Source organism: Spirosoma aureum (genome assembly GCF_011604685.1).
GTDB lineage: Bacteria > Bacteroidota > Bacteroidia > Cytophagales > Spirosomataceae > Spirosoma > Spirosoma aureum.
On record NZ_CP050063.1, the window covers coordinates 7,991,578 to 8,017,494 of the forward strand.

Here is a 25,917-nt window from a genome sequence, read left to right on the forward strand (position 1 = left end):
ACTCTTTTAACCGCGCCTTAAGACCAATTTAAGTTGTTGACGGCACCTTTGCGCAGGGTCATTTAGTCCACCGCCAATTCATGAATAAATTCATCAAAGGCATTCTGTCGTTCTCACTGAAGAACAAATTTTTCATATTTTTCCTGACGGCGCTGGCCGTTGTTGCAGGGATTATTAGCTACCAGAATACGCCCATCGAAGCCTTTCCGGATGTAACAAATACTCAGATTACGCTCATCACACAGTGGCCTGGCCGCTCGGCTGAAGAGATTGAGAAATTCGTTACGATCCCCATCGAAATTGGGTTGAACTCCGTTCAGAAACGTACAGACATCCGATCGACATCGCTTTTCGGCCTGTCGGTCGTTAAGGTACTTTTTGAAGATGGCGTCGATGACGCATTTGCCCGCCAGCAGGTGAATAACCTACTTAACGGCGTCGAACTTCCGGAAGGAATCAAACCCGACGTTCAGCCACCCTACGGCCCAACCGGCGAGATTTTCCGGTATACGTTGCAGTCACCTACACGCACGGCCCGCGAACTGAAAACCTTGCAGGACTGGGTCATTGAACGGCAGTTGAAGAGCGTACCGGGCGTAGCCGATGTGGTCAGTTTTGGGGGCGAGGTAAAAACGTACGAGATCTCGGTCGATCCGCGCCGGTTAAGCGACTACAACATTACACCCCTTCAATTATACCAGGCCGTAGCCAATTCCAACGTCAATGTTGGCGGTGATGTGATCGAAAAAAATTCGGAGGCTTATGTCGTTCGGGGAATTGGACTGTTAAAAAACCAGCAGGATATCCAGAACGTCATTATTAAAAATGCGAACGGAACACCGATCATGGTTCGCAACGTGGCCCAGGTTTCTGAAGCGGCTTTACCGCGACTTGGTCAGGCAGGGCGCGATAAACAGGACGATGTAGTTGAGTGTATTGTGGTAATGCGCAAGGGCGAAAACCCCAGCGAGGTCATTGAGCGGGTAAAAGATAAAATCAATGAACTCAATACCAGCATTTTGCCGTCCGATGTGCAGATCAACACATTTTATAACCGCGAAACGCTGATTCACTTTGCGACCCATACCGTAACGCATAATCTCATCGAAGGCATCGTGTTCGTAACGGTTATCGTGTTTCTGTTCATGGCCGACTGGCGAACTACGGTTACAGTGTCGATCATCATTCCTCTGGCGTTGCTGTTTGCCTTTATTTGTCTGCGTCTGAAGGGAATGTCTGCCAATCTGCTCTCCATGGGTGCTATCGATTTTGGTATTATTGTCGATGGTGCCGTAGTGATGGTAGAAGGTATTTTTGTGACACTCGATGAACTGGCTCACGAACGGGGCATGGCCAGGTTCAATAAACTGGCCAAACTGGGTGTTATTCGCAAGACAGGAACTGAAATGGGAAAAGCGATTTTCTTCTCCAAACTGATTATCATTACCTGCCTTGTCCCGATTTTTTCCTTCCAGAAAGTTGAAGGTAAAATGTTCTCGCCACTCGCCTGGACACTAGGTTTCGCGCTGCTTGGGGCGCTCATTTTCACACTGACACTGGTGCCGGTACTGGCGAGTATATTGCTCCGCAAAAACGTTCGCGAAAAACACAATCCATTCGTGAACCTCGTGACCAAATACTCGACAAAAGCATTTGGATTCACCTTCGCCCACAAGAAAATGAGCCTGCTTGTCACGGCCATTATCGTTGCCATCGGCTTATCTGGTTTTACGCTGCTTGGCACGGAGTTTCTGCCCGAACTCAACGAGGGCTCTATTTACGTCCGGGCTACGATGCCCATGAGCATCTCGCTGCCCGAATCAGTGAAACAAACGGTTCAGATGCGCCATATTTTTGAAGACTTTCCTGAAGTAAAAGGCGTCATTTCACAAACGGGCCGTCCCAACGATGGTACAGATCCGACAGGTTTCTACAACATTGAATTTCTGGTGGATATCTATCCACAGGATGACTGGAAAAGCGGTCTGACGAAAGAACAGCTCATCGACAAAATGCAGGAACGACTGAGTGTCTTTCCTGGTGTGAACTTCAATTTCTCGCAGCCCATCATGGATAACGTTGAAGAAGCGGTATCGGGGGTAAAAGGGTCGATTGCCGTTAAAATTTACGGGCCCGACCAGAGCATTCTGGAAGAGAAAGGGGGCCAAATTGAAAAGCAACTGGCCACCGTGCATGGTATTGAAGACCTTGGCTTGATCCGTACGACGGGTCAGCCTGAGATGCGGATCGAACTCGACGAGCAGAAGCTGGCTGTTTATGGCGTTAACAAAGCGGATGCTGAAGCCGTAATCGAAATGGCCATTGGTGGGAAAGCTGCCACCGAGATATACGAAGGGGAACGGAAATTTGACCTTCGTATCCGATACGACCGCCCGTTCCGGTCAAACGAGCAGCAGATCAGTCAGCTTATGGTGCCAACAGAGAGTGGCTCGATGATCCCGATTAAAGAAATTGCCCATGTATATACCCAAACCGGGCCAGTCCTGATCTTCCGTGAAGCCAGTCAACGATACGGTGCCGTGAAGTTTTCGGTTCGGGGTCGCGACATGGGCGGTGCCGTTGCCGAAGCCCAGCAAAAAGTTACGGCAAACGTGAAATTGCCAGCGGGTTACACCATCAAATGGGCGGGCGATTTTGAGAACCAGCAACGGGCAACCCTCCGCCTGGAACAGGTCGTACCGATCAGCCTGCTGGGTATTTTCTTTATTTTGTTTGTGCTGTTTGGCAACGTGAAAGATGCCGGTCTGGTGCTGTTCAACGTACCCTTCGCGATTATTGGCGGCATTGCAGCTCTACTAATCACGCACGTTAACTTCAGCATCTCGGCCGGTATCGGCTTCATTGCACTGTTCGGTATTTGTATTCAGAATGGCGTTATTCTGATATCGGTTTTCAAGAAAAACCTGCATAACAAAATGTCGCTCAACGATTCGATTCACCTGGGTGTAGTTTCACGCATTCGCCCGGTGGTCATGACGGCCATGATGGCCGGTATTGGTCTGATTCCGGCGGCTGTTTCGCACGGTATCGGCTCCGAAACGGCCAAACCGCTTGCGATCGTCGTAATCGGCGGTTTGATCACAGCCACACTCCTGACGTTGTTCGTGTTTCCGTTAATTTTTTATGCCTTCTATCGGAATAAGTTTGCAGCGCTCTCTGAATAACGAAGCCAGTTAAACGAACGAGCGGTATCCATTTCAGAAACGTATACCGCTCGTTCGTTTAACTAAGTTGTATGGAACAAATTGCAACTAGCTTAAAATCCGATTCGCTCTCGAGTCTGCTGAATACCCAGCGTTCGGGCCAGCTCGAAAGCGATACGATCGTCGTATTTCCGTTTCCAGTAATCAGCTTCCAGACGGAGCTTATCCAGTTCAACCTGTTGCTTCTCAACAATCAGGTTCAGGGTTTCCAGTTCGTGGGCAATATCCTGCTCATTTTTTTGCTCGACGACCTGCGCCGGAATAGCTTCATCGGAAAGCAATACCAATGGCGATAGAGCCAGTACGCTGGCAATCTGGTTCAGGCGCGAAAGCGTCAGTTCGGTTTTACCGCGCTCAATATCGCCATAAGCTGTTGTCGACAGATTGAGCAAATCAGCCATATTTTCCTGCGATAAACCCCGCTGGAGACGTTGCAGCCGTATTTTTTCTTCGATGGACGTCTTCATATCAAGTAACTACGATAAATTCTAAACCCAAACCGACACTAATTTTCGGTAGGATAACGCAATTTTGCAAGGAAAGAATTCGGATCGGCCGGATATTAGTGTTAGGAACACCCAACGTCCAGTATCAATAAATCCCGAACCTGATTCGCCCATTATTCGTTCTCAAACCAAAGGAGTAAACCCAATTATGAATCAAGAAAAAGAATTCCGCAATTTCGCGGTACACCACATGGGCCTCAATGGCCTGACCGTAGATGGTTATATGAACCACACTGTCGAAAACATGACTCGCTCGGTTATTGAAGAACGTCCGATGAACTTCCGTGAAGTAGACGTCTTCTCCCGGCTCATGGCCGACCGTATTATTTTCATGGGCCTGCCCGTAGATGACAACATTGCCAACATCATTGTGGCGCAGTTGCTGTTTCTGGAGTCGGCTGATCCAAAAAAAGACATCCTGATGTATTTGAATAGCCCTGGCGGCTCGGTATATGCCGGTCTGGGTATTTATGATACAATGCAATATGTTCGGCCCGACGTTGCAACTGTCTGCACGAGTCTGGCAGCATCGATGGGTGCTGTGTTGCTCGCTGGCGGTGCTGCCGGAAAACGGTCGGCTCTACCCCACGCCCGTGTCATGATTCACCAGCCATCGGGTGGTGCGCAGGGAACCTCGAAGGATATGCAGGTGACCATGAAAGAAATGCTTGAATTAGAAAAAGATCTATACCGCATTTTAGCCAGTCATTCCGGTCGTACTTACGAAGAAATCGAACAGGCTTCCGACCGAGACAAGTGGTTCAGAGCTGAAGAAGCCAAAGAATATGGCCTGATCGACGAAGTCCTTCGCCGGGAAAAAGCGTAAGCTGATTTCTCAAAACAGGCCTGTTTTGATCAGTTGATTAACCTAAATAAGCGCAGATTGCTTCCAGGCGGTCTGCGCTTATTTGCGTTAAGGATCTTTTACTAACCAACCGTTCGCTAAACATTTTGCCCTAAAGAAACGTTTTCCCTACACTATAGCGTTTCATGACCTGATAGTGCCTGCCTTCAACCAATACCCCGTATGAGAATCGGTTCTATATTGATTCGGCTGAGCTATATAGCGGTTCTTCTGAAACTGACTGGCTGTTCGGCTCCGAAAACCGATGAGCCTGGCCCAACACCGCACTATCGGCTCCATAAAACAACTTCATACGCCATTGCCGGACGTACTGTCAACGTCGATACAACGGTCTTTACGTATGACGCGACCGGGCGTCTGACCAATTACGAATCTCATGGGGTCGATCCAAAGCTTATTCGCAAAACAACCCTTTCCTACAACACAGCCGACCGAATTGATCATATTGATCAGATTCTACCCAGTAGCTACGTCGACGGAGTTAATAGAATAATTGGATTTCGGGCTGTTTACGGTTACAATGCAAACGGGAACGCCGAAACGGTCAAACTTTCCTTAATTACAGAAGCCTTTACCCTGTTTATTCCACAAGATGAATATAGTCTCACCTATGGAGCTGATAATATACCTACCAAAATAAGCCATGTCAACCTGAATAGCCCTTATCAGGATGAGTATAATTATGTGTATTCAGGCGGAAATGCAGTTAAAGTCCGGTATTCGACTCACACGCAAACCGTAGACTACAGTTACCTGTATGATGATAAGCCAAATGCTTACAAAGGGATTGTAAAGCTCATTCCCACTATTGATCCGTATAATAAAAACAATCTGATCAGCGATCTCACACCTACTTACAACGAACAGGGTTATCTCATAAAAACAATAGGATCAGGGCAATACCAGGGTAATATAGCCACCTACGAATACGAGCAATACCTTTCGAAATAAGCAAGGCACTACTGTAACCCGACGGCTTATTTGGCCTTTTCAATACCAAATGGTAATTTTGTTAATTACGGAGGGCCCAAATTAGCATGGGTCATTTTTTCTGCTGAACTTAGTTTAAAAAGCGCCGGGACAAACTGTTAACAAAACCAGTCAATAGCCTGCCCAGGTAGCCATTTATTCGCATAACTACGTCAAATACACTGCAACCTTACATGCCACAAATCAGTTGCTCGTTCTGCGGACGGCGCAAAAACGAGGTACTGTTGCTGCTATCGGGCATCGACGCACACATCTGTAACTACTGCATTGAGCAGGGACACCAGGTAGTTCTGGAAGAGATGCGCCCGAAACGGAGCGAACCGACAGAGGTAAATATCAACCTCATCAAACCCGTTGAGATGAAGCGCCACCTCGATCAGTATGTTATTGGTCAGGATGATGCAAAAAAAGCCATTACCGTAGCGGTCTATAATCACTACAAACGGTTGATGCAGCCCAAAACCAACGATGATGTTACGATCGAAAAATCAAACATCATCATGGTAGGCGAAACGGGTACGGGAAAAACTTACCTGGCTCGATCAATCGCTAAAATCCTTGAAGTACCTTTCTGCATTGCCGACGCAACCGTCATTACTGAAGCCGGTTATGTAGGCGAAGACGTTGAAACTATTCTGACTCGGCTGCTACAGGCGGCCGATTACAACGTTGAGACAGCAGAACGCGGAATCGTTTACATCGATGAGATTGATAAAATCGCCCGTAAGTCCGATAATCCAAGCATTACGCGCGATGTAAGCGGAGAAGGGGTTCAGCAGGCCCTGTTAAAGTTGCTGGAAGGTTCTGTCGTTAACGTCCCCCCCAGGGCGGCCGTAAACACCCCGACCAGCGGCTCATTGCCCTCAATACGGAAAATATTCTCTTTATATGCGGAGGAGCTTTTGATGGCATCGATCGTCATATTGCCAAACGGATCAATACTCGTCCTATTGGTTTCTCGGGCGATCGTCGCCTGAATGATACCTTCGAAAAAGGTCACCTGATGCGGTATATCTCTGCTCTTGATCTGAAATCATTCGGTTTGATTCCGGAACTTATCGGCCGACTGCCTGTTCTAGCCCATCTCGAACCGCTCGACCGCGATGCACTGATGCAAATTCTGACGGAGCCGAAAAATGCGATTACCAAGCAGTATAACAAGCTTTTCCAGATGGAGGGAATAACCCTGCACTGGGACCCCAGCGCCCTGAACTATATTGTGGATCAGGCTTTGCAATATGGGCTCGGAGCGCGTGGCTTACGGTCTATTTGCGAATCAATCATTACGGATGCGATGTTCGAGATGCCCTCACAAACAGGCGTTAAAGAGCTAACCGTAAGTCTGGAATACGCTCAGGAGAAATTTGGCAAATCGAGCACGTATCAGTTGCGTTCGGTAGCCTGACGAAAAGAACTCATTAAAAAACAAGCCCCGATTTCGTCTGGAAATCGGGGCTTGTTTTTTCCATTAAATCGGATTTTATCGATGGTTCTCAACAAATGTACAGGCAGTCGGTTTACCCCTTGATATGTCTATTCGTTACACGTAAGCCAATCAATTTAACACAATGAAAATCAATACTCAACGCCTGTTGGTAGGTCTCCTGTTGACCACCCTGTTCACTGCCTGCAACCGTCCGGTCGCCTATTTTCAGAAAAGCCCACGCGAACACTTTGCGGTAACCACACCAACTCCCACACCTGTAGTTACAACTGAATCCGCTCCCGTAGCTCTGGGTGCGACTACCGCTACGCCCGAAACCGCGTCAAGCCCGGTTGCCCAGGCTACCCAGGTGAACGAAGCGCTAAACCAAATGGATGCTCTGGTTCGTAACGACAGCAAATTAGCTGCCGACAAAACCGTCCAGAAACGCCTGAACCGCATTCGGTCGTTAGTAGCCGCCACTTCGGCAAAATCAACACTAGCCCCTTCGGCAACTACTGCTCCTAAGAAAGCAAGCCTGATGGAACGGCTCGTGCTGAAGCAGATGAATAAAAAAATCAGCAAACAACTTGCTCCGAATAACCCCAACAAAACAATGGCGAATACCGGTATTCTGGCAACAGGTGCCGTTCTGGTTATTATTGGTCTATTGTTACTCCTGCTAACGACTGGTACCGGCGCAACCGTCGGTGTTATTGTTCTCCTGGCAGGTGCTGTCATTTTACTGGTTGGATTGCTGTAGCGAAATTTTCTGACCAGGATTACGTATCCCGTTCAGCCTTCTCACACACTGGCTGAACGGGTTTTTATTGCGATTTTCCGGTTCGCTCACTCGGATTCCAACTTTTTTCAGGCGAATACGTGACAATTACGCAACAAACCGATGGAGTTCCAGTTGTTGTGTTTGATAATTTTATGGTCCCACTAAAAAAAATGTCTTCTATGAGCACAATTTCCAAACATCTTTTCGCAGCCCTGTTGGGAGCATCTATCCTTTCTTCATGCAGCCGTCCGGTAGCTTACTTCCAGCCAAGTCAGCGCGAACATTTCACGTCGCCTAAAACCGAAACTGTTGCAGCTGTCGCCCCGACCGTAGTACCAACAGCTGAGCCAACTGCAACTGAAGCGGCTCCTGTCGCTGAAGCAACACCCGCTCAAACAGCACAGGTTGCCCAGGCAAAGCAGGCAATGAGTCAGATTGAGGCCTATGTTCGCAACGATAGCAAACTGGCGTCTAACAAGAAACTGACGACGCGGATGGCAAAAGTTAACGAGTTACTCGCGACTGCAACCGACAGGGCCGACGTATCAACAAAGGCTACATCAGCGAAGAAAATGAGCCTGATGGAGCGTGTGATGCTTAAGAAACTGGATAAGAAAATTAAAAACCATGTAGCACCTGAAGAGACCAAAGCGCTTAACCGAAATACCAAAAATGGTATTATTATCGGTGCTATCGGTCTTATTCTATCGCTCATTTTCGGTGGTGTTATTGGCGTAATTGGGCTCGTTCTGCTCGTTGTCGGTATCGTTCTGATTCTATTGGGCGTTCTGGAAAGCTAGAACCAAGTGCTTAAACTATTACTTAAAGTCGGCGTGACTATCGATCAGGATAAGTCACGCCGACTTTTTTGTATGCCTTCCTACCACCGCCCACACGATTTGTGGCAATTTTTAAGTGTATTCCAGCAATTTCTTATACCTACTGGTTAACAAAGTTACCGACGCGTGGTTGTTGGGAATGAGAATCAGTGATTACACGTTAAACGAAAACTGCTCTATGAAAACAAGTCTCAAACACCTTTATTTTGCTCTGATTGGAACAGCCATTCTCTCGTCGTGCAGCCGCCCGATAGCCTATTTTCAACGTGGCCCGGTCGAGAGCTATCACACATCAACGGTTGAACCAGCAGCCGTTCCTACACCCTCCGAAGTTACTCCATCACCTGCACCCTCTTCAATTACCAGCGACGTAACGATTCCAGTAGCCTCCCCCACCGAACAGGTTGCTCAGGCCAAACAGGCCGTTAATCAGATCGAAGCATACGTTCGCAATGATAATAAACTAGCCTCCAACAAGAAATTGACGAGCCGTATCGAACGGGTTAAATCAATGCTTAGCTCGCCATCCGCGAAAATGTCGCTGGCTTCAACCTCGACTGTTGCGTCTAAAAAAATGACGCTGCTTGAACGGATAGCCGCCAAAAAGATCAATAAAAAAATTCAGCATAAACTATCACCTAAGCAGCCTATGGCTACGTCAATGCTAACCATTGGCCTGATCGTTGCCGCAGCCGGTTTGTTATTGCTTCTTATTGGCAACGGCTTTGGTGCGGTCATTGGCGCCATTGCTTTAGTGGTTGGCCTGGTGCTGATTCTGTTGGAACTTTTGAAACAATAAGCTTAGTCAACCATAGCATGCAGACTCCATTTTCGGTGGTCCTGATCCACGGTCACGGTGTCGATGCATCCATCTGGGATAGCATCTACGCTGATTTGGCCCTGGATTACCCTATTCTAAAACCTGACGTTGCCCGCCTGACTTCACATACAACCATTGAAGCTTATGCGGAAGAGCTGAACGCCCGGCTTCAGGCTGCTTCCATCAACGACGTAGTTCTGATTGGCCATTCGATGGGTGGTTACATAGCGCTGGCTTTTGCCGAACGTTACCCGGCCCAGGTGCGTGGTCTGGTCCTGTATCACTCGACGGCCTACGCCGACGACGAAGATCGTAAAGCACAGCGTCGCCAGCTCATTGAAACGATGCGGACTCAGGGCGGGGCACAATTCATTGAAAAGCAACTCCCGAAAATGGTTGCACCCGGTTATCCTGCGGAAAAAGTAAAGGATCTGATCGATCACTACCGAGATTTGCCTACCGATGCGCTCATTGCGGGTATGGAAGCCATTGCGGGACGCCCTGATCGGACAACCATTTTACGGGATGCCCCATTTCCGATCCTGCTGGTTTTAGGGAAAGAGGATCAGCTCATACCCCTTGAGAAAACAAAGAAACTGGCCGAATTATCGGATCGAATCCGTGTAGCACTTATCGATAACGCAGGCCATCTGAGTATGGTCGAACAACCCGAAGCATCGCAGAAAATACTCCGCGACTTTGTGAAGCAGCTCTAAGCAGTCATTTGACGATACCAGAGCAACAAAGAGGAAGCCAACTGGCTTCCTTTTTGTGTTTAAACGCCGTTTTCCCCCCGATTCTCCGTAAACTTGCACTGGTTTTCAAGAACCTGGTCATCATTATCATCGTAAATGCCGGATACATTGGCTATTCGGTCTGGCAATGGCTGAACTTTTTAACGTTTACCCGCTCTACGACATTGAACCCGTTCGGGCGCAGGGAAGCTATTTATGGGACACAAATGGCACCCGTTACCTCGATCTATATGGCGGTCATGCCGTAATTTCGGTCGGCCACACGCACCCACGCTATGTGCAGGCGTTGACCGATCAGCTACATAAAATTTCGTTTTATTCTAATTCTGTCCGAATACCTCAGCAACAGGAACTGGCGGATAAACTGGGAAGCCTTTCGGAACATCCTGATTATGCCCTGTTTTTATGCAATTCCGGAGCAGAAGCGAACGAAAACGCCCTTAAACTGGCGTCGTTTCACAATGGCCGGACACAGGTAATTGCCTTTAGGAAAGGCTTTCACGGGCGTACGGCGGGCGCTGTTGCCGCCACCGACAATCCATCCATTGTCGCACCTGTCAACTATAATAAGCACGTTACTTTTCTGCCTTACAACGATGCCGAAGCAGCTCGGGAAGCGATCACAACCGAAACTTCAGCCGTCATTGTTGAAGGCATACAGGGTGTGGGCGGAATACATGTCGCCAGTGATGACTTTCTGCAAACCCTCCGTAAACGGTGTGATGAAACCGGTACAGTCTTAATTCTGGACGGCGTTCAGTGTGGTTACGGTCGCTCAGGGAAGTTCTTTTCGCACCAGTTTAGTGGTATTCAGGCCGATATCATTTCGATGGCGAAGGGCATGGGCAATGGATTTCCAATTGGTGGCATCCTGATATCTCCCAAATTCAAAGCCAGCTTCGGTTTGCTTGGCACTACCTTTGGTGGGAACCATCTGGCCTGCACAGCAGCAATAGCCGTACTGGACATCATGAAAGAGGAAGGCCTGATCGAAAATGCCGTTCGTATGGGCGATTACTTCATGAACGGTATTCGGCAGATTGGTGGTTATAAAGAATTGCGTGGTCGAGGGTTGATGATCGGGATCGAGTATGACTTCCCGGTTGAGTCGCTGCGTAAAAACTTATTATTTGAGCATAAGCAATTTACGGGTGTAGCGGGTAAAACGATAATCCGGTTGTTGCCTTCGCTGGCTATTGGTACAGACGAAGCTGATATTTTCCTGGAAGCGCTGGAAAAGTGTTTAAAAACAGAGCAAACAGCGGCTTAACGTAAATGAGTGTTGTCGGGTTTGAGATCCCGACAACACTCATTTACATATCCAGTGTTTCTTTGGTAGATAGAACATCTAGATCTGATAGTAAACAGGTGAAGACTGCTAATTTATTTTTTGCATAAGCATCAACCCAATAACCATTAATGGTTATTGGGCAGGTATAAAAAGGCTCTTCAAGTCGATCTTTATTATCCACATCAGCAATTAACAGTTTATCAAGAAAATCACAAAAATCATTGAAATTGCGTGCATGGTTATCAGAAAATCGGTCAGCCATGCAATTCCTAATTCTAATAATTCGGTTCATATCACATTTAGTTTTTAGGTCCATTTTTAAACCTCAGCAAACCTATAAACGACATTAAATGTATACTAATCGATAACTTGTTTTAGTTATGACAGTCCTATAAAAAATCGAAGCTTTACCTTTGCTTAATTTACATTCATGATAAACTGGCAGGAGTATATTTATTCGGACAAAAAAGTATTGTTGGGAAAACCTGTCATAAAAGGAACGCGCTTATCCGTTGAATTTCTGCTAGAACGCCTAGCTGACGGCTGGACGGAGCAGGATTTGTTAGACAATTATCCGCGCCTTTCAAAAGAAGCTTTGCAAGGTGTTTTTGCCTTTACAGTAACACATAAATGACTAATTTTCTGTCCCTCGCCGATGTCGCGGACCTCGACGCACTGATACAATCTGGCCGCGATGCCAAAGCCAACCCGTTTGCTGATCAACACCTGGGGAAAAACAAAACCATTGGCCTTATTTTCTTTAACTCCAGCCTCCGCACGCGCCTAAGTACCCAGAAAGCAGCTCAGAATCTTGGCATGAACGTCATGATCATGAATGTCGGGCAGGACAGCTGGGGTTTGGAAATGGAAGAAGGCGTGTTGATGAATGGCGATAAAGCCGAGCATGTACGTGAGGCTGCTGCTGTAATCGGTCGTTACTGTGACATGATCGGTATTCGGGCTTTTGCTGAGCTGAAAGACCGCGAAAAGGATTACAAAGAGCAGGTCATGCACCAGTTTGCACGCTACGCCAATGTCCCGATTGTCAATCTGGAATCAGCGACACGCCACCCGTTACAATCATTGGCCGATTGCATTACCATTGAAGAAGCGAAAGCCAATTCGAGTGTGATTCCGGCCCGGCCGAAAGTGGTGTTGACCTGGTTACCTCACTTCAAGCCACTGCCACAGGCTGTCGCAAATTCGTTCTGTGAGTGGATGAATGCCCGTGCCAAATCAGGGAACGTAGATTTTGTGGTAACACATCCCCAAGGCTACGAACTCGCTCCTGAATTTGTTGGCAACGCCCGCATCATGCATAATCAGGATGAAGCCTTTGATGGTGCCGATTTTATTTACGGCAAAAACTGGTCGTCATATACGCATTATGGGCAGGTTCTCACCCAGGACCCCTCCTGGGCAGTGACGATGGACGATATCCGCCGGACGAATAACGGTAAGTTTATGCACTGCCTCCCCGTTCGGCGTAACCTGAAAGTGTCGGATGAAGTGCTGGATAGTCCTCATTCACTCGTCATTGAGCAGGCAGCTAACCGCGAATGGTCAGCACAGGCAGTCCTGAAAGAAATTTTAAAAAGTATATAAATAGACGTTGGATACTGAACATTAGACTTTCTAAGACGGGAGTCTATTGCCAAACACCAGCCAACGTTCTTGTGTTTATGAACACCCTCACGGTTATCAAAATTGGCGGGAATGTGATTGATGATCCAGCCGCTCTAAAACGTTTCCTAACCGCCTTTGCCTCCGTTGCGGGGATGAAAGTGCTTATTCATGGCGGAGGAAAAATTGCGACGCAGGTAGCCGACAAACTAGGCATCCAAACGACCATGGTTGAAGGGCGACGGATCACCGACCAGCCCATGCTCGATGTAGTCACGATGGTTTACGGCGGCCTTGTCAACAAGCAGATTGTTGCGAAATTACAGGCTCTTGACATCAATGCGATTGGCCTGACCGGTGCCGATGGCGGTACGGTTCTGGCAAAAAAACGCCCGGTCAGGGATATTGATTATGGGATGGTCGGCGACATTGACGAAGTGAATTCGGGACAGATTCAGTTTTTTCTACGTCAGAATTTAACCCCGGTGTTTGCCCCGATCACGTATAGTGAAACAGGTGATTTATTGAACACCAACGCCGATACCATGGCTTCTGCCATAGCCGTAGACATGGTCAGGCACAATGGCGTTACTCTGGTTTATTGTTTTGAGAAAAAAGGGGTTCTGGCTGACCCAACCGACGACAATAGCGTTATTGGCGAACTAACTCCCTCGCTCTATGCTGAGCACAAAGCTGCTGGATCGATCAACAAAGGTATGATCCCGAAGTTGGATAATGCCTTTAAAGCACTGGGTAACGGCGTATCGAAAGTGATTATCTGCCATGCCGACGATGTAGCAGCAGCTCTTCAACAAGGTGCCGGAACAACGTTGAGACTGGGTGATTAACAGTGATTGGGTAACAGCCCAATCATTACTTACTTGTCAGTAGATTAAGTACGCGCCGAACACCTACGAACCGACGCTGATAATAAGAAGCGTGCAGATAATCGTAGCGGACGCCCCCGTTCCAGGCGGAGTGGATAAATTTGATACGGTCGCCGACAACTTCGGTAATCAGGCCTACGTGCCCAATGTGGCTTCCGCCAGAGCTATGTCCTTTGAAAAGAATCAGGTCGCCGGGTTTTGCATCGGCTTGATCAACTGCCTGGCCTACATTACCCTGGGCGGCACTGGAATGGGGAAGAGAAATACCGAATTGGCGGAAGCAGAACCGGGTAAAACCAGAGCAGTCGAAACCGCGTTTGCTGGATCCTCCCGAGCGGTAGCGAATCGAGAGATGTTCTTTGGCAAAGCCGATCAGATTACCTACGAGCGGAATTTGCTCATAAAACGACTTTTCACTAGAAGTTACGGTGGATAAATCTTGGGTTACGGCGGGTTTACTGTCTGTTACGGTAGAAATGTCTTGTGTTACGGTAGGTACGGTCTGGGCTTGAACGATGCCAAACGAGACGGCAATAAGCGCCGTCAGGAGCATTTTTTTCGTCATAGAAATAGGTCAAATCCAAGTTAGGTTGTATAAAAGTAGGGTATTGTGGAATTATTGCCAAATAAATGAGGAGTATTTTCTACACTTTTAATGTAAAATAATTTTACTGATTTTTATATGATACTGGTTTCCAATGAAGTAAGTACATCAAAAGTTACATACGAAACAAAAATTTAATACCATCAACCCTGAAACAAGTAACCTATCAACACGGAAAAGCGCTAAAAAAAGTGTTTCACCTTGTTAATGCCTAGCAGTATGGGCTTAACATGGTGAAACACTCAAAAAGTAGTTAGCAATAGGCTATCCGTTTCGCCGAAAGCCACCCCATTCCGTATTGTCACGCCAAACCGGTTGTTTTTTTAGGTAGAGGAATAAAATAGTGGTCTAGGATCGGGTGCCCGCGCTTTTCAATTAATAAAACATCACCTAAATGCACGCGACGGTTAGGCACATAACTTTAGCCTTCACTTCAGTTTATAACTAATTTCATAAAAGCTCAGAAGCTCGAATTTACCAGATTATATCGTAATCTGGCCAAAAATGTTCGGATTTGGGACAAGGCATCGTAAAGAAGGTTGCATCTCATTTTTTTAGTCTATCTTTCCTTTATCAATTAGATTATCAGTTAGTTAATATGTTATTCCTATCCTCTAACCTTAGACTCACTCATGAATCCGCTATCCACTCCTCCTGAGGAATTAGACCCTCATTTTAAAACCGTTACCTATGCCTTATTAGTGGGTATTAATACTTATACCACTTCTCCACTTCAGGGACCTGTCAATGATGTCAAAAAGGTAGCTGATTTTCTAAAAACGCTTACCGATATAGATACGCACATCAAGATATTAACAGATAGTGAAGCGACAAAAACCGCACTAATTACCGCTTTCCGCGAACACCTGGGCCAGGCAAAATCAGGAGATACAGTTCTATTTTATTTTTCGGGTCATGGCACCAGCGAACGAGTCGATACGACCATCTGGTCTGATGAATCGAGTGGTGTTTTAGAGTGTATTGCCTGTTATAATGGCGACACAACCAACAGCTGGGACTTTTTGCTGGCCGACAAGGAACTACGATACCTGCTTCAAGAAGTCGCACAGGAAGGGAAAGTGCATACCGTTTCCATATTTGATTGTTGTCATTCTGGCGATAACACAAGAAGCCTTCTCGACCTGGACGCACAGGACACGCGCCAACGCAGTATTCAGGATATTTTTCCGCTCCGTCCCTGGACTGCTTTTCTTTTCAGCAGTCAAATTTCTGAAGAGCAGGCTCGTTCTCAGCCACTGCCGGAATGGCTTCCAGAGCCAATACATATACAAATGTCGGCCTGTGCAGCCGACGAAAAGGCATTAGAGGTAGAAAATGAAGGCGTGTTCACTAAAAATCTGTTGTCTGTATTACAGGCTAATAGTGGGGCCGTTTCGTACGAATCTCTGGTTGATCACGCACGTCAGTACATGCGTTTTGGGTATGACCAGCGTCCCCAACTATTCGCATCAGGCAGCATTCCCGAAAAACTGAAGCGAAGCCCCTTTCTGAACCGTTCTGTTAATACTGAATTGCCCGCCGTTCAGGCGCAGTTTAGCCAAAGTAAAAATGGAACTCAAGGTGGGTGGTATCTGAACGTCGGGGCTTTACATGGGCTACAACCTGGTCAGGAAGTTAAGCTCCTAACGTCTATAGGCCAACCGTTACTAACTACACCTGTCTCGGAAATAGGGTTAGATTATGCACGCTTGTCTATTGATTCAGCGGTATCAGTTCAGCCCGATCCAGCGATAGTCTATCGCGTCGATGTGCCTGGGTTGATGAGCAAACCCCTGCGAATTTTCTTTTCCAGTCGAAATGGTTCTCCGGCCGAGCAGGCAAAAATGATCGCCAATCTAATGGCTGAAGCGGGCAATTGCTATGTGCCCGAAGCAGACGAATCGGCGGCTGATTATGCACTTTATGCCCGTAATGGCTGGTATTTTTTAACCCTTCCCAACACCGAAGACCAGCCCGACAATGAATTTCGGCCATTGGTCAGTCCGGTCATGTTTACTGATAAAAATGTCAATCAAAAACTTGGAAATTATATTCGTCAGTTCTCCCGCTGGACGTATCTGAAAACCTTAAAAAATCCGGTAGCCACTGGGCCAGGGATTAAAATCGAGATTGTGCCGGAAGGTAGTTCCTCTGTTGCCAAAAATGGTTCTACTGTGCCTATCACGCTAATCGAACGAAATGAAACGCATACAAATGAGGTTGTTATTCGAGTTACTAACACCACAAACCAGTTATTGTATTGCACTGTGGTTTACCTGACACACGGCATTGGGTCGTGGCTCCAATTTCTGGACACAAACACGGAACTGGTACCAAATCAAATGGTTATTGTCGGTCAGAATGCCTATGAAGGGGCTGATAATTCAACACGAATTTCGATTCCGATATCCTCGGCAGGAGAAAACGTTGTACACGACTATAATTGGCCCGCAGTAGACGAGCGTTTACTGTTCATTTTTACCACCAAATCAGCGAATGCGTCGGGCGTGTTGAGTGAGTCTACCCTGAATTTTCTGCAATTTGATGAACTTCCTCCACCGCCTACTCTTGCCGACCGAATGGATGGAGGAACGAAGGCCATAGCTGCATCACGCCCATCGACGGCAGTTCCGCTACCTACCTGGTGGACACAATCGATCAACCTGCGCTGGGAAAACCCCGCGTACAACAAAATTAGCAAGTATGATCTCCATGCGATGATCAGTCCGCAACCAGATATAGTTGCCGATGATGCGCTGGCCGATTGTGCGCTGGGTTTATATTTTACGACCAGCACCAATCAATCACCTACACTACAGGTTAAACCTCAACTTCAGCAATACTGGATCAGCCAACAGGATGTCCAGAAAGGCATGGGTGAAGATATCTCATTGGCGTTGGCCAGCCGAGTATCACAATCCATTCGTAATCGGCAGTTTCAAGAAAACCGAACGGTTTACCCAAATCGGGCAAGGGTCGTCGCTAGTGGCGATTCGTGGTTTCAGTATCCATTTCTGATTCGCGATATTGTCGACTGTTTAAGCAATGGGTATCTGGTGTATAGTCTTGCTTCGACGGATAACACACTCCAAACCATTGATCCAAACGACGTTTTGCTGGCTATTGACGAATCTGACGCTCAGTTTTTATTGTTTAGCGGTGGGTTGAATGACCTCATGGATCAGTTTCCTGATCGGTTCATTCTTGACATAACCGATTTGCCGCAGACAAATCCGCGCCAGTGGCTGACCGACGAGTTTTTTCAAACTCTTGATGTCATGCAGGTTCAATATGAGTCGCTGTTCGAGGCCATCCGGCGAGAAAAATCCAACGTGTATATCATTGCACATGGCTATGATTATATCCGGTCGGTCAACGCGGTATCGGAAGAGCGGAACTGGCTGGCCCCAGAACTTACCAGAAAGGGAATCTCCAGCCCACAGGCACAGCAGGCCTTGTTGAACCTGGTAATCGATGAGTTTAATGAACGGCTCAAAACCGCAGCCGACAAATTCGATGACATGGTAACACATTTGGATCTGCGTCACATTGTGGCCAAACCAACCTACTGGCACGACGAGACGCATCCGAATGATGCTGGCTTCCTGGATTTGGCCTATCAATTTGTAAAACAGATCCGCACGATTCAAAAGCCAGCCATCACAACAGTTCACTGACCGGATTTTGATGATTACAGCTATCACCCTAAATGACCAGGGGCGATGGTAGTGATCGTATTTATAGTTTGTAAAAAGCCCAAGACAAGCTCCCTAAACCTATCTATCAATGTACAGACGTTATATATCACTCAGTTTGGCTCTGCTATTCTGTTGTTATAGCTTAGTTGGACAGATAATACGTACACCTCTAAAATCGGCTTCCCAAAAAAAGTCTATCGTATCCACAACCGAAACAAGAAGCTATTGGGTAAAACAAGGAGACGCATTCATGCGGCAACGTCAATACACCGCGGCCTATTCGGCGTTTCTGCTGGCAAAAAGTCTGGGAGCATCCGGCATGTCGGATAAAATGCAGAATGCCCAGCAAAAAAATAGTAAACAACTTCAGGACAATGCCGTCCAACTTCGGGCTAATTCTGCCCGTCTTGCCTTTCAGGCAGGGTTGCAGCAGGCTAAAAACATAGCGGATACCAATCTCACTCAAAGTCTACGCCTGCTCGAATTTCTGCGGAATACCTACGACAGCACAAGCCGCAACGAAGCTGCCGTGCTCCGGATCATCAGTGAGGTGGTTGCTAATTCTGAGCAGGGACTTTATCAGACAAACGGAACAAGGCGCCTGTCATCCAATGAAATTGCGTCAGAAAAAGATACTGTCAGGTCAGATGCGCTTCCGCAAAAACTCCAGCAGCAAGTCGATTCTGTTTTTCGGCAACTATCTGTGCCTCCTTATCAGCCAATAAAAGGATTTCTGGCGCCCCTCCCAATAGGAGAAAAGGAGTCAAGGGGCTACCATTTTATTGCCGCCCATCACCTCCTCTTCACTTATTATACTTATTTCTATTATGACGCTAATTCTAAGGAAAAGCGGGATTCATCCAATTCGGTTATTCTCTGGCGAACCGATGGTGATCATCTAATTCCTATTCACACGTTTATTAATCAATTTGACAATTTACCACGCCTTTCGTCCGATGGCCAGATACTGGCCCTTCAGTTAAAGCTAAATAAGGGCGGGGCTACTATTAAAATAGACAGTATCTATCAGGTAACTGATACCGAACTCATTGGCCTTAAAGGGTTTATTGGCCAGGGCTCTATCTGGTTCTCTCCCGATAACCACTATATAGTGATCCATGGTGGCGACAGGAAAGGACTGAACATTATCTGGCGAAAGGTAAACAGTGATCTGTATTACATGCTGTCCATCAGTGGGTCTTCCCTATCGACCCGGTTTGCAGGAGAACAGATTACAATGGATATACTGAATGAAGCCAACACTTATACGGCAACCTCCCTGACCATCGATTTGAAAACGCAGCAGTTGATTCTGCCCCCCGCATGCCATTATCGAACCAAAGCAACTAACGTTTTCTTCGTGGGCGATAATTACCTGATGGTTCAGCATTTAGCAGACAAGCCTCATATTGTTCTGTATTCGATACAGGATTGGTGGCTGGCACAATGTGAGACGATCTTCTGGGGTGATTTCAGGACTGGATCAATGACCTCGAATGGTCGGTATGTAGTCCTACGTCCCCGCGATTCTGCCAAGCCCGCCGAATTATGGGAATCTGATCGATTTGGGCACTTTAACCGGGTTAGCGGATTATCGGAATCGTTTGAGAACGCCATTTTCTCGCCTGACAGCCGAATGGCTCTTTTTTCTGATAAAAAACGCTCTGGTCAGTTACGGATGCTGGACAGCACCGGCTTTCGCGTTATTCACACATTTACTGAACGTTTTAGAGCTATAGATTGCCAGTTTTCACCGAATTCAAAATGGCTGTTCGTCGATTTTTTCGGGAGTGCTATTGATTCGCTCTGGCAGGTAAGATCGAAAGGGCTGGGGCCTGCCAAAGAAACAATATCTTTTGAGTCTACGATTACGGCAAGATTTCACCCCAACAGCCAACAGCTAGTTACGCTGACTGGGGAAAACAATATGATAAAATACTATAAACTTGGGGCTGATGGTCTGGTAAGCAACTTATATGGCCCTACGCAGCTTCCCGCAGCCAATACCTTGTATATCGTTGACGATCAGATCTTTTACAGTAGTACCGACACATATTCGACAAATCGGGCCCAGCAGGATCAGGACGGTACACCCATAATGAATAAACTAAGCAAGGGAGCGCTGGAGTCGCCTGTTTATGACGACGGAGAGACCCTGTTTTTTGTGGTATATTCCGAACTATCACGCCAGCGAACATTGGTGGGTTACGACAAAATACTTCAAGAAACAGTCCTAAGCCGCGCAGTGAATGGCGCATTCGATCTGACCATGACCGATGATAAAAACATCCGTCTCGCCGATCCAACAGGGCTTTATACGATCATACCGCCCCGAAAAATACTGAGGCTACTTCAAAGTGGCAAAGTAGCTCCATTAACGGATGAATTACGCAGAAAATTTGAGCCCATTCAACCTTAAATCTATCGTATATGTTCCCTAACCGCCACGCTTATCTGCTAGGAGTTCAGGACTATCAGGATAGCAAAATTCCGAAACTATCAACACCCATTAATGATATCAACCGGCTAGCGTTGATATTAAAGGAAAGGTACAATTTTACGGTTACATGTATTCCTAACCCGACGGCAGATCAGTTTCGTAACGTATTTAACGAAGACCTTAAGTCTCTGCCAACCGATGCCCAGGTAGTCATATACTACGCAGGTCATGGAATGACAGCGCAGGAATACAACCTAAACCAGTCTGATACTGAACAGGGCTACCTACTTCCAGTTGATGTAGTATCCAACGACAATGGAGAGGCTCCAGATCTGGCCATTTCCATGGAAGAAATAGCCCACGATCTGGCCGAACTGCCTTTTTCTCAGCTGTTGCTGATTCTCGACTGCTGCTATGCAGGTATGTTTCAGCAGGCTGCCATGAGATTTACTCCTCAAATTACCCTTAAACGATCTGATAGTAAAATCCTAGAATTGGAAACCCCCACGGCTAGTGGGTCAAGTACTGAGCGCGCAATAGCTGGATCGCGGGTTAGTCGACAGGTAAACAAGGAAGAGTTCAATGCATTTATCGGCTACAAAGCCAGACAGATCTTCACCTCTACGGCCTATGACCAGAAAGCAAAAGACAGTTATATGAATGTTACGCTCGAAAACGGGAACTCACCGTTTGCCGATAAGCTCTGCGATGCGTTAAGCTCTGACCAGGAAACAGTAGACAGCAATGATGACATTATCACTCTTTTTGAACTACAAAACTACATGCAGCCCCGCCTGGACCCCTTCCAGCAAGTCTGCTGCATTTTCCCTTTTTCGGGTCATGATGGCGGAGAATTTGTTTTCCTGAACAAGTACTCAAAACAACTTACAACCGATAAACGTCGAAATCCATTTATGGGCTTGCTCGATTATGAATCGAGTGATGCACCGTATTATTTCGGTCGCCGGACCGTGATCGACGAACTAACACCGCTGGTGCTCAACAATCCATTTGTCGTTGTAGTAGGCGCATCGGGGAGTGGCAAATCATCGTTGGTGAAAGCGGGAATTTTACCCAAGATCGAATCAGAACCTCATTTGAAGGTGATTCGACCGGGGAAAAATCCAATGGAAGGCCTGGCAAACTTTTCGGCTCATCCTGAGCAGTTTCTGGTCATTGATCAGATGGAGGAACTCGCTACCCAGACTAACATATATGAACAAGACAAGTTACTTAAGAATTTTTTCCAGGAGGCCTTTAAACTAATCGATACCCAACAGGTTCGGGGAATCATTGGCACGTTACGGATCGAATTCATAAAACCCATCAAAACCGCCGTTGAAGCCATAAGACCAGGCTTTTGGCAGCAGTACCTGGTTCCCACCTTCAGCATTGAAGACCTTAATGATATCATACTCTGCCCGGCGGAACTCGTAAAAGTTTTTTTTCAGCCTGAACGCGAAGTAGTTGGCAAAATCATCAATGATTTCCGGCTATACCCCAATGCATTGCCACTCCTCTCACTGGCTCTGGACGACCTCTTTTCCAGTACATTCCGGATCGATCGCACGATTCGATTGGCGGATTATAAAGGCATTGAAGCTGTCCTGCAAAAGAAAGAACATGTTCTAAAAGAGATTAAGACTACCGATCTCGAATTAGATCAGCACGACATCGATGAATTTCGAAAAAACCTGATGATTCGCTTCGTTTCGTATCAGAATGGAACCTATGTCCGACGAAGAATTCCGACTATCAATGGTGAACTATCGTTTGGTCAGAAGTATGACCAGCTAGCGAAACGCCTGATCAACGCGCTGGCAGAAAACCGGCTCGTCGAGAGAATAGAACCCAAACTCGACAGTAGTTCAGATGCAGTTAAGCAGGAAGGCCATATTGAACTGGCGCATGAAGCGCTGATTTTTTCGTGGGATGAATTCCGGACTTCCCTGCTTGAACTGGGTTCTGATTCGCTCATCCGGCACAATAAACTAGCGGATGATACGACGTTGTATAATCCTGCCGATCCCGAACCATCTCTTTGGACCAATAGCCAAATGCTCGCCCTGCTCAGCAAAGCAGATCGAAGTATCGATACCATGGATTTTATATTGGGTAAATATATACTTCGTCCTATACTGCGTCGGTTTGGCAAAACAGTGCGTCCGCCGTGGACCTATTTTCTGATCTTTGAGCCATTCGAGAGCGTATTTGGTACTATAAACTGGCTACTGACAGCCGAGCAAAATTTCCTTAGAGCAAGTTACAAAGCTGCAGTCGGCAGACGATTTGGAGCGGTTAAAACGACGCTGATCGCCTTTTCGTTTCTTTACGTTGCTCAACTGATGCTGAGTATATATATAGGAAGACGTTATGAGATGAACAATCAGGAGAAAGAAATGATACGTAAAACGAAAGACCTTAAGGAAAAATTAGAGGAAAATACAAAAGATGATATTAATGATAAAATGAAGTCTGCAGAAGCGCTGACTTACATCAACGCCTACGCTGAAGCGCTCAGAAAATACAGCGAACTGGATCATTTTTTAGCGGACAATACGCTCCTCCAGAAAGATAGTATACGCGCCAAACGGGCCGAAATCAGTCAGAAAGTCAAACAGACAAGAAGCCGCCAGACAGCGTTTAATGCCATTACGCAACTTATTAAAAAAGCTGATTCATTGAGTCAGTGGCCCCTTTTACACCCAACGTCGGAAATGGCAGAATCCTGCCTTCATAATACTTATTTTAAGATGGCCGCTGATCGCTATGTGGAGGCTAGCCAATACCTCAATGCCAATAAAATGCTATTCAGGGACAAGTTCTTTTCGCAAACCTGGAATGAATTAAACCGGCAAACCCAGAACGGTCTGAATATATCCACTATTGAACTCAAAAACTTGCAGCGTATTTGTCTGGATGTGAGTGCCGGATTTAACCTGGTTAACGCCAACACAGGAAATTATACCCAGCAACATAGTAAATACAAGAAGATTAGTCAGGCTATCGACGACTACCTGAAGCAGAAGAAACCCAAGCCGAAGAGAAACTAAATAACCCTGGGCTCCACTTATACAATTCACTCAAAATCAATTGTGTAAGAATTAGAATGTAGGTACATTGAAAACTACCTTCCTAACCTTGACTTAACAATATGAACGCTTCCACACGCACGCTATGGACCGATGATTTTCTGAACCAGAAACGGCTGATTGGCGATCCGCTGGCCGATACCACCATTGGAACGATTATGAATCTTGGTCTAAAAGGCGAATTAGATCAACTTTTTCGATTACTGACCCAAAACGATTCTTTCGTCACGCTTTCAGCACATAAATTTCAAGGTTTTAGCTCGGAGCTTGTGCGGGCTGTCGAGCCTTTTTTCGAGGAATCGGGTCAACTTCCGGCCGAGCTGGGCGATCCCTTCGAATTGAACACAGCCGCCGATGAATTCGAAGATCGCATGATACCCATTCTGTTGTCGCTTCATTGCAAATCGCTCCCGCTCAGCTATGCCTGTGCCAATGGAGCTAAAGTGCTGCATCAGGCTGGCCGCATGATCGTGCATGATAAGTCACTCAAACCCTTTACACGACGGCTATTCGAAACGGCTCAGTTTGTGAATAATCTGATGGCCAAAAATGGATTTGAGCCTACGGGTAATGCCATCATCAGTGTTCAGAAAGTGCGGCTTATGCACGCGGCAATTCGTTTTTACACCAAACTTCGGCCCTGGGATGTCGGCCTGTTTGGCGAACCCATCAACCAGGAAGACCTGGCACTCGGTCACCAGATTTTTAGTTCGGTAATTATCAGCGGGTTACGGCAACTTGGCATTGAGGTATCTGATAATCAGGAACGGTGTTATCTCTATCTATGGCAGACCGTAGCACACATCCTGGGAATTCAACCTGATCTGGTAACGCAGACACAAGCTGATGGTGAATATTTATTACAACGAATTATGGACAGGCAAGCCGCCCCTTCCGATGAAGGAGCTGCGCTGACCTACGCCTGCATCGAATTTGTGGACGGCAAATTGCAATGGTCGTCTATCAAGCATCTGACACCACGGCTGATGCGCTTCCTGATCGGTGACCAATACGCCCGGATGTTGCAAATTCCGGGCACACCAGCTGTTGCTGAAAATGCTGATCCAGAGGATTTCAGCCTGATTAGTACTTTATTTCCAAGATGGGATGCCGTCAATGAAAGCAATCTATTGCTTAAGTCGGCTACGCGGTTTATACTCAATAGCGGTCTCGACGTTGGGCTTAAAGCATACAACGATACCCCTCAGGATCAGTTCTTCGTACCGTCATCGCTCTCAGATTATCTCAACCAAAAGAATGCCATTCCTCTATCGGCCGGGGCCGAGGCTCAAACGTTGACCATGGCCATTGAACGGTTTGATGCTTTAACAAAGCTCCTCAAGCATCTGAATCACCCCCTTGGTTTCTTTACCATTGCCGGGAGCCACTTAACAAAACAGGTAGCCGACAACATTCAGAAAAAAGCATTCGTCAATCATTCATCGATCGGCGCACTCTACCTGAAAAGCGTTAATCGTTTTTTTGACGAGGTCAACCACGTTGGTAAAGATGAAGCCGTTGCCGGGCCCTGGCGCGTAGTATTTCAATCTGACCAACGACTACTCACTATTGATCAGCATTTGTTGCTTCCTGGCTATGCCTATCTAGCCTATGACCTGATTCGGGTATTGACCGATAACCTTCCAGCTCAACAGCAAACAGGCTTCAAATCAGATTACCAGCGCATCATTACACTATTCACCAACATCTACATGAAGCTCATCGAGCAGCTTGGCCGTATACATCCTGACTACGGTTGGCTGGCTGGCCTGACATTTGAACCTGCCCGCGAATCTGCATTTGCCACGTTCCGGACAGAAGTCACTGGCGCCTGGTCATTTACCGCTCAACTCTCTGATTTGGAAGCTGATTCTACGTCAACAAGACTTGCACATGATTTGGCGACGGCGACGGTAGCCGATCAAATTGCCAATCCTACTGACGACAGTCGCCAAAAATTAAACGAACTCGCTGAGCGTCAATTCCCCGTCGATCAACCTGACCAGACAGTAGCCGCTAAACTGGATGCTTTGTTAGCCGACGAATTTCATTAATTCCCTTTCTCTTTTAACCATT

18 protein-coding genes and 1 pseudogene are annotated in these 25,917 nt (G+C 46.8%); 16 read left to right on the top strand and 3 right to left on the bottom strand.

All coding sequences use genetic code 11. The annotated features are described in order from the left end of the window. Positions 1–80: 80 nt before the first annotated feature. Positions 81–3,185 (top strand): efflux RND transporter permease subunit, encoded by a 3,105-nt coding sequence (locus tag G8759_RS32130; protein WP_162389930.1) that lies wholly within the window; start codon positions 81–83, stop codon positions 3,183–3,185. 92 nt (positions 3,186–3,277) lie between these two features. Here the strand turns inward: G8759_RS32130 and G8759_RS32135 are convergent, their stop codons facing one another. Next, positions 3,278–3,691 carry a helix-turn-helix domain-containing protein gene (locus G8759_RS32135; RefSeq protein ID WP_167217341.1) on the bottom strand — a complete coding sequence of 138 codons (414 nt, stop codon included), beginning with the start codon at positions 3,689–3,691 and terminating at the stop codon, positions 3,278–3,280. Between the two features lie 187 nt (positions 3,692–3,878). Between G8759_RS32135 and G8759_RS32140 the strand changes: the two genes are divergently transcribed. The 8 genes and pseudogenes from G8759_RS32140 to G8759_RS32175 all read left to right on the top strand — a co-directional run bounded on the left by G8759_RS32140 (position 3,879) and on the right by G8759_RS32175 (position 11,476). Continuing rightward, positions 3,879–4,556: a ClpP family protease gene (locus G8759_RS32140; RefSeq protein ID WP_162389928.1), complete on the top strand. Its 678-nt coding sequence runs from the start codon at positions 3,879–3,881 to the stop codon at positions 4,554–4,556. A 201-nt stretch (positions 4,557–4,757) separates the two neighbouring features. Beyond that, positions 4,758–5,546 (top strand): hypothetical protein, encoded by a 789-nt coding sequence (locus tag G8759_RS32145; protein WP_167217343.1) that lies wholly within the window; start codon positions 4,758–4,760, stop codon positions 5,544–5,546. Positions 5,547–5,758: 212 nt separating this feature from the next. Next, positions 5,759–6,990, top strand: a pseudogene (clpX, locus tag G8759_RS32150) (ATP-dependent Clp protease ATP-binding subunit ClpX). 163 nt (positions 6,991–7,153) lie between these two features. Then, complete coding sequence (locus G8759_RS32155) at positions 7,154–7,771, top strand: hypothetical protein (protein WP_167217345.1); 618 nt, start codon at positions 7,154–7,156, stop codon at positions 7,769–7,771. Positions 7,772–7,971: 200 nt separating this feature from the next. Continuing rightward, on the top strand, positions 7,972–8,592 hold the full coding sequence (locus G8759_RS32160) for a hypothetical protein (RefSeq protein WP_167217347.1): 621 nt from the start codon (positions 7,972–7,974) through the stop codon (positions 8,590–8,592). Between the two features lie 217 nt (positions 8,593–8,809). Beyond that, on the top strand, positions 8,810–9,430 hold the full coding sequence (locus G8759_RS32165) for a hypothetical protein (RefSeq protein ID WP_167217349.1): 621 nt from the start codon (positions 8,810–8,812) through the stop codon (positions 9,428–9,430). Positions 9,431–9,447: 17 nt separating this feature from the next. Further along, positions 9,448–10,167, top strand: coding sequence for an alpha/beta fold hydrolase (locus G8759_RS32170; protein ID WP_167217351.1), 720 nt, complete (start codon positions 9,448–9,450; stop codon positions 10,165–10,167). A gap of 166 nt (positions 10,168–10,333) precedes the next feature. Further along, positions 10,334–11,476: an aspartate aminotransferase family protein gene (locus G8759_RS32175; RefSeq protein WP_167217353.1), complete on the top strand. Its 1,143-nt coding sequence runs from the start codon at positions 10,334–10,336 to the stop codon at positions 11,474–11,476. A 43-nt stretch (positions 11,477–11,519) separates the two neighbouring features. Here the strand turns inward: G8759_RS32175 and G8759_RS32180 are convergent, their stop codons facing one another. Beyond that, entirely contained in the window at positions 11,520–11,789 is a 270-nt protein-coding gene (locus tag G8759_RS32180) for a hypothetical protein (protein WP_167217355.1), read from the bottom strand. Positions 11,790–11,927: 138 nt separating this feature from the next. Between G8759_RS32180 and G8759_RS32185 the strand changes: the two genes are divergently transcribed. From G8759_RS32185 to argB, 3 genes are all read left to right on the top strand, one after another. Beyond that, positions 11,928–12,131: a DUF433 domain-containing protein gene (locus tag G8759_RS32185; protein WP_232074033.1), complete on the top strand. Its 204-nt coding sequence runs from the start codon at positions 11,928–11,930 to the stop codon at positions 12,129–12,131. After that, positions 12,128–13,102, top strand: coding sequence for an N-acetylornithine carbamoyltransferase (locus tag G8759_RS32190; RefSeq protein ID WP_167217357.1), 975 nt, complete (start codon positions 12,128–12,130; stop codon positions 13,100–13,102). Before G8759_RS32185 ends, G8759_RS32190 begins: the two co-directional genes overlap by 4 nt. 77 nt (positions 13,103–13,179) lie before the next feature. After that, positions 13,180–13,968, top strand: coding sequence for an acetylglutamate kinase (argB, locus tag G8759_RS32195; RefSeq protein ID WP_167217359.1), 789 nt, complete (start codon positions 13,180–13,182; stop codon positions 13,966–13,968). 25 nt (positions 13,969–13,993) lie between these two features. On the opposite strand, the gene G8759_RS32200 is transcribed toward argB, so the two are convergent. Beyond that, the gene (locus G8759_RS32200) at positions 13,994–14,572 is read right to left on the bottom strand and encodes a C40 family peptidase (protein ID WP_167217362.1); all 579 of its coding nucleotides are present in this window, start codon (positions 14,570–14,572) and stop codon (positions 13,994–13,996) included. 671 nt (positions 14,573–15,243) lie between these two features. Between G8759_RS32200 and G8759_RS32205 the strand changes: the two genes are divergently transcribed. From G8759_RS32205 to G8759_RS32220, 4 genes are all read left to right on the top strand, one after another. Next, on the top strand, positions 15,244–18,288 hold the full coding sequence (locus tag G8759_RS32205) for a caspase family protein (RefSeq protein ID WP_167217364.1): 3,045 nt from the start codon (positions 15,244–15,246) through the stop codon (positions 18,286–18,288). A 271-nt stretch (positions 18,289–18,559) separates the two neighbouring features. Next, entirely contained in the window at positions 18,560–20,728 is a 2,169-nt protein-coding gene (locus G8759_RS32210; protein WP_167217366.1) for a WD40 repeat domain-containing protein, read from the top strand. An 11-nt stretch (positions 20,729–20,739) separates the two neighbouring features. Continuing rightward, on the top strand, positions 20,740–23,802 hold the full coding sequence (locus G8759_RS32215; protein ID WP_167217368.1) for an nSTAND1 domain-containing NTPase: 3,063 nt from the start codon (positions 20,740–20,742) through the stop codon (positions 23,800–23,802). A gap of 101 nt (positions 23,803–23,903) precedes the next feature. Continuing rightward, positions 23,904–25,895, top strand: a complete 1,992-nt coding sequence (locus G8759_RS32220) for an oxygenase MpaB family protein (protein ID WP_167217370.1) — start codon at positions 23,904–23,906, stop codon at positions 25,893–25,895. Positions 25,896–25,917 lie beyond the last annotated feature (22 nt).